Source organism: Moraxella bovoculi 237 (assembly GCF_000696305.2).
Taxonomy (GTDB): domain Bacteria; phylum Pseudomonadota; class Gammaproteobacteria; order Pseudomonadales; family Moraxellaceae; genus Moraxella; species Moraxella bovoculi.
The window spans coordinates 1-4,910 of sequence record NZ_AOMT01000029.1 but is presented as its reverse complement, the minus strand read 5'-3'; the positions used below and the strand labels follow the sequence as shown (position 1 = coordinate 4,910).

Sequence of the window (4,910 nt, the reverse complement as noted above, 5' to 3'; positions counted from 1 at the left end):
CTTTCGAAACCCAACAAAATCAATGAGTTACATCATAAATGTTGGGTTACGCTATCGCTAACCCAGCCTACGAGCTTTCTTGAATTTCAGGAAATGAATCGCTTAAAACCTCAACAATGTGATGAAAAAATATTAATCGATAGGTGCTTATATTTTCAGCATAGATACCATAATTTTGATTATTAAACCAATCATAAAAATCACCTTTTTCTGATTTAAACATCCAAGATTTACCATCCAAATTATGCTCACTCAATATTTTTAAAGCATAGCTTTCAAAAGTCAATTGATAACTTAAAAAACTCCTAAAAGAAATTATCATTTTCTGTGAATTAGAATCAATTTTTATATACAAAACATCATCTATGACTTGTATAGTTTCAAGATTTCCAAATTTAATATTTATCAAAGGGGTAATATCTTGCCATATATTCATTTTTAATCCTAATCAGTATTGTATCTAATTTCAATTTTTCTTGGCTGAGATTGAATCTCTAATGTAGGTCTACCATCAGAACTTCTATTTCTTACAATCACTTTGGTTCCATCTTTCATCTGACCAATCCTACCAAGATTATTTATTGGTCTAACATTGCTCAGTTCCAATAAATCAAATTCTCTATTTGCTTGTAAAAGACCACCATCTTTTTCGTATTGGTCAGTCCTACCTTTTGTGACCCTCCCTTTTTTGGCATCGGATATTATATTACCAAGAATTTGATTTTGGTCGATTATTCGATTGGTATTGTTTTGGGGTGTTTGTCGAGAACTTGAAAAGCTAGCTCTATTAACGCGACCAGTCGCCGAAGCAATACCCGAATGAACAACTTCTATACCACCTTGTATGATAATACAGTCTGCAGGGTATGACGAATTGCAGTTTACTACATGATTATTGCGACTTTGATAGATTGTTAGACTTCTTTGTATTTCAGGGTATTCATGAAATTCATCTTTTAATTCGTTAAATTTTACATTGCTGTAGTCATGCTTAATTTTATTTAAACAACCTGTTGTTGGGTTGTTTTGACAGTGTAATATTTCTTGATAGTTATCATTTGCCCATTTGGCTGCCAAACTACCAAAGTAGCGCATTTTTTCATCAAGTTCAGCATCGGACAATCCTCTTCTTTTGGTGGCGTTGATCAACCTTATTAATTCATTAACATCCGACTGCTTTAACGCATTATTCTCCACCGCCACCCTAGCTTCATTCGCTGCGGTATCCACATCAAAGTCATAGAGTAGGGCGAAGCTGCCTGCGGCAAGGCGAGCGGTGCTTAGGGTGTTGTTGTTATCAGCTGCTAAAAATTTTGAGCATATTTTTTCATTAAATTATAGATATCAAACACCCATTGCTCTTCATTTTCTGTTGGCAACCAACTTTCCAAAATGGTTCTATTAGAGCCATCGCCCATAATGTTATGAACATTGCCACCTTTTTTGAGCATCAGTTCAAGTACATCCAACCTATCTTTGGTATAGCCAACCATGGATAAAGGTCTCAATCCATCTTTATTAGGAATATTAGGGTCAGCCCCTGCCTCCAGCAAGGCGATAGCAGCATCAGCATTCTTTGACCGCATGGCATAGTGTAATGGGGTCATACCATAAACATCTTGGGCGCTGATAGGAATGCCTTGGTTGATAAGATAGCTGATGGTGACAGGTGGTGGCTCATCAGGATTCATAGAATCCGTGACTTTGTGAAGCCAATTTTTTTTTATCTCTATTGACAGTGGATAAGTTGTGTTGGGGGTGTTGTTTTAATAAATTTTCAGCAAGAGTAATATTGCCTAAACATAATGCATCTAAAATCTCCACACCGCTCATATCATAACTCATCATCTAATACCTCTTTTGCGTTTAAATTGATTCATATGTCTAATGATTTCACCCAAATCATCGCTGCCAGGTTTCTCATTGTAATGACCCATATTATCCGATGCGTTTTCAAGTCTGAAATAATCAGGACGAGAATTAACAAAGTCATTAAATTGAGCTTGGGTCAGACCTGTTTGCTCTGCAACTAACACTAATCATCTGTATTTATTAAAAATCTACAGCCTGCGAGTATATCAAACTTAATTGTGCTCAAAATGGAATACTAAGTTAGATTCATCAAACTCAATCAATCCCATGGATTTCAAAAATTCTTTTTCATCAAGCTGTCCATTTTCCAAAAAACAAGATTTGCTGACAAATAGGCAATCAATCCAATCTTCATTTGGGATTAACTTGCGAAGCTCATTAACAATATCCATTTCCAATTTGTTGTTAAAATTTTTATTTAATAAATCATTGACCAACGAGATAATATATTTATTTCGCTTATACTCATCAGAAAGTTCGTATTCTTCTATTTTTTGGAAAAATTTTTCATAATCTAGTCCATTTTCTTTTGTGCAATAGTCGTTAGTCCAGAAGATATAGCCACTCCATTTTGGGTCTGGCAATATGTCATCCAATTCAAGCATAATATCATTCTCTCTGTCTTCTGAACTTTCAGCATTTAACAATTCTTGTATTAAAGACTTTGCTTTGATGATTTTTTCTGCATTTAGATTACTCATTTTTTACCTCTCTTACTTGTTTTATCAGCATGATCTTTGGGAGTTCTGATAATAATATTATCAAGATTGTAAATTGTACCACCATCTCTGATTTCTATGTTATGGTCTAACTCATATCTTTTGTTATTGCCATTATACTGAGATTTTGGAGCAATTGGAGCATTACCTCGTCTCATAAGGGCTAGATTTTGTGGGTTAAAATTTTGAGCAACTGCAGGGTCATTAGCCATTTCTTTCCAAAAAGCACTTCTAAATTCATCAAAATTGCTAAAACTTCTCCCTGATAATTTATCAGCTACTTGTTTTGGCACGGGAGCGGAGTTGCCACCTTTAAACAAACTCTCTCCGATTTTTAATTCTTGCAAACTCGTTGATGAAAATGCTTTTCCTGGACTACTTCGTCGCTCACTTGCTTTTTTTTGGTGATGGTAATGTGCCAGTGGGAGTTATCTCTCCACGCTCCAATTTTTTAGTAACCTGAGCACCATTAATTTTTGTCGCTCTTCCTTCTGCCTTTAAAACATCCACACCCTCTTGAATGGCACTTTTCATGCCCTTCACATCATTGGCGGATTTGGCAGTATCATAAGCTTTTTTTGCTTTATGAGCTTTTTGAGCTACATCCCCCAAACCAGGTATAAGACCTATGGTTGCAAAAACATAATCACCAGCAGTTTTGGCCTCTGCAAAGCCTTGTATGTCACCGACAATGGGAATAAAGCTGGTGCCGATTAAGATGTACTGCTTGTTACGACTGATGGCTTCATACAACTCAAGACTGTAAGAGCCGTCAGTATCATTTACGATTTCATCCCATTCATTGGGATACATCTCTGCAAAAGCATTATTCTCCACCGCCTCCGCTGCCACACTAGCAGCCACATTGACATCTTCACCAGCATAAGCGGCAGCGATGCCTGCAATCAGTTTGGCTTGGCTTATGAGTTTGTCTTTTTGTGCTTGGGTTAGGGTGTTTGGGTCATCTACTTGATAATCACCCCACATCTCACCAACGACAGCACCGATGCTGCCTGCTTCACAACGATTTCCTGCCGCTTTGGCAGATAGACAGCTTGTTAGGCTTTAGGTTGAGCCATTCTTACAAAAACCAAAAATTTCAAAACATTTTTCCATAAATTCTGAATTGTGCTGCTATTAGCTTAGACTAAGGGTTTTAACATTAAATTTTTAACAAAAATTCACCATAATTTTTTGGCATTAAAACAGCGTCATAACTAATTACATCCATATCAACGGAAACAAATACTCCTTTTGTAGGTTTAAAAATTTCGTCAATATTATAATTTTTATGTAACATTAATAGAAAATTAAAATCATCCGTCTTCCTTATAAAACTACCTGTCAAGGTATCAAAAAAATGCAAATAACACAAACCACGAACCCAAGACTTTAATAAAAAATTCAAATCATTTGTATTTAATATTTTTAAATTATAACGACTTAAATTATTGATTCTTTCTATAGGTTCTTCCATATCGAAAAAATAGTCACTAGAGATTTTTTTCAAGTCTTCAAGAAATATTGCATATCCTAATCTATCTACTGAGAAATAATTTATAAACATATTAATAAATTTTACATGTTGCTTTTCTAACCACAAATAGTGACTTAGTATATCGTCATTTTTGCATTTTATAACATCAGAAATGTCATTCCAAACCTTGCCTGAGAAGTTATAATCAGGTTTAAATCTAGATATGTTATAAAAATTAAACACTGCTAATCTCCTACTCTTTCTAAATGGATATTATAACTACCCAATCTTTCACCAGTCTTACTACTGCCTCTAGATGCTATATTTATTGCTGATCTTTCATCGTTTACTCCCTTAAAAACATCCCCACTATGGCTTGTATTTGAACGTATAAGGTATTTAGGGTTTCCTTTTTTGTTATAAAATAACTTAACTCCACCAATTGTTTTACTTTCATATCCAAATTTAGAAGCAATTTTTTCCAAATCACTAAACGAGTAAGGATTTGTATTTAAACCTCTTTTTTAACAATCATATCAATTTTTTCTTGACGATTGTTTAAATTCGTACCCACAACCAAATCAATAATGGCTTTTGCATCATCAAATGTTAATTGACCATCTGCTAAAGTAATTAAATCATCAACAATATCAAAACCTTCTTTTCTTAACACATCTTTAAGGTCTTTAATTGTAACCTTGCTATTCTTTACAGCAACTTTGACGAGCTTTCCTGCTATTTTGACAGTCTGAACAACAGCTCTTAAGCTATTATTCTCCACCGCCACCCCAGCTTCATTCGCTGCGGTATCCACATCAAAGTCATAGAGTAGGGCGAAGCTT

At 34.8% G+C, this 4,910-nt stretch carries 9 protein-coding genes and 1 pseudogene; all 10 read right to left on the bottom strand.

The window, feature by feature from the left end:
• Positions 1-67: 67 nt before the first annotated feature.
• Positions 68-436: a hypothetical protein gene (locus MBO_RS08025; RefSeq protein WP_036366549.1), complete on the bottom strand. Its 369-nt coding sequence runs from the start codon at positions 434-436 to the stop codon at positions 68-70.
• Positions 437-444: 8 nt separating this feature from the next.
• Positions 445-1,323, bottom strand: coding sequence for a VENN motif pre-toxin domain-containing protein (locus MBO_RS10100; protein WP_406812853.1), 879 nt, complete (start codon positions 1,321-1,323; stop codon positions 445-447).
• On the bottom strand, positions 1,305-1,691 hold the full coding sequence (locus MBO_RS08015) for an ankyrin repeat domain-containing protein (protein WP_227712708.1): 387 nt from the start codon (positions 1,689-1,691) through the stop codon (positions 1,305-1,307). The genes MBO_RS10100 and MBO_RS08015 overlap by 19 nt, the downstream gene beginning before the upstream one ends.
• 153 nt (positions 1,692-1,844) lie before the next feature.
• Positions 1,845-2,036 (bottom strand): GH-E family nuclease, encoded by a 192-nt coding sequence (locus MBO_RS10340; protein ID WP_036366547.1) that lies wholly within the window; start codon positions 2,034-2,036, stop codon positions 1,845-1,847.
• A 48-nt stretch (positions 2,037-2,084) separates the two neighbouring features.
• Positions 2,085-2,573 (bottom strand): hypothetical protein, encoded by a 489-nt coding sequence (locus MBO_RS08005; protein ID WP_036366545.1) that lies wholly within the window; start codon positions 2,571-2,573, stop codon positions 2,085-2,087.
• Positions 2,570-2,938: an HNH endonuclease signature motif containing protein gene (locus tag MBO_RS08000; protein WP_052585392.1), complete on the bottom strand. Its 369-nt coding sequence runs from the start codon at positions 2,936-2,938 to the stop codon at positions 2,570-2,572. Before MBO_RS08000 ends, MBO_RS08005 begins: the two co-directional genes overlap by 4 nt.
• A gap of 466 nt (positions 2,939-3,404) precedes the next feature.
• A pseudogene (locus MBO_RS10260) lies at positions 3,405-3,578 on the bottom strand (VENN motif pre-toxin domain-containing protein); the annotation flags it as partial.
• Between the two features lie 175 nt (positions 3,579-3,753).
• Complete coding sequence (locus MBO_RS07990) at positions 3,754-4,311, bottom strand: hypothetical protein (RefSeq protein WP_036366543.1); 558 nt, start codon at positions 4,309-4,311, stop codon at positions 3,754-3,756.
• 2 nt (positions 4,312-4,313) lie between these two features.
• Positions 4,314-4,553, bottom strand: a complete 240-nt coding sequence (locus MBO_RS10090) for a toxin C-terminal domain-containing protein (RefSeq protein ID WP_227512559.1) — start codon at positions 4,551-4,553, stop codon at positions 4,314-4,316.
• A 26-nt stretch (positions 4,554-4,579) separates the two neighbouring features.
• Positions 4,580-4,910, bottom strand: a 331-nt coding sequence (locus MBO_RS10085; protein ID WP_052585391.1) for a hypothetical protein, incomplete at its 5' end; no start/stop codon positions are given.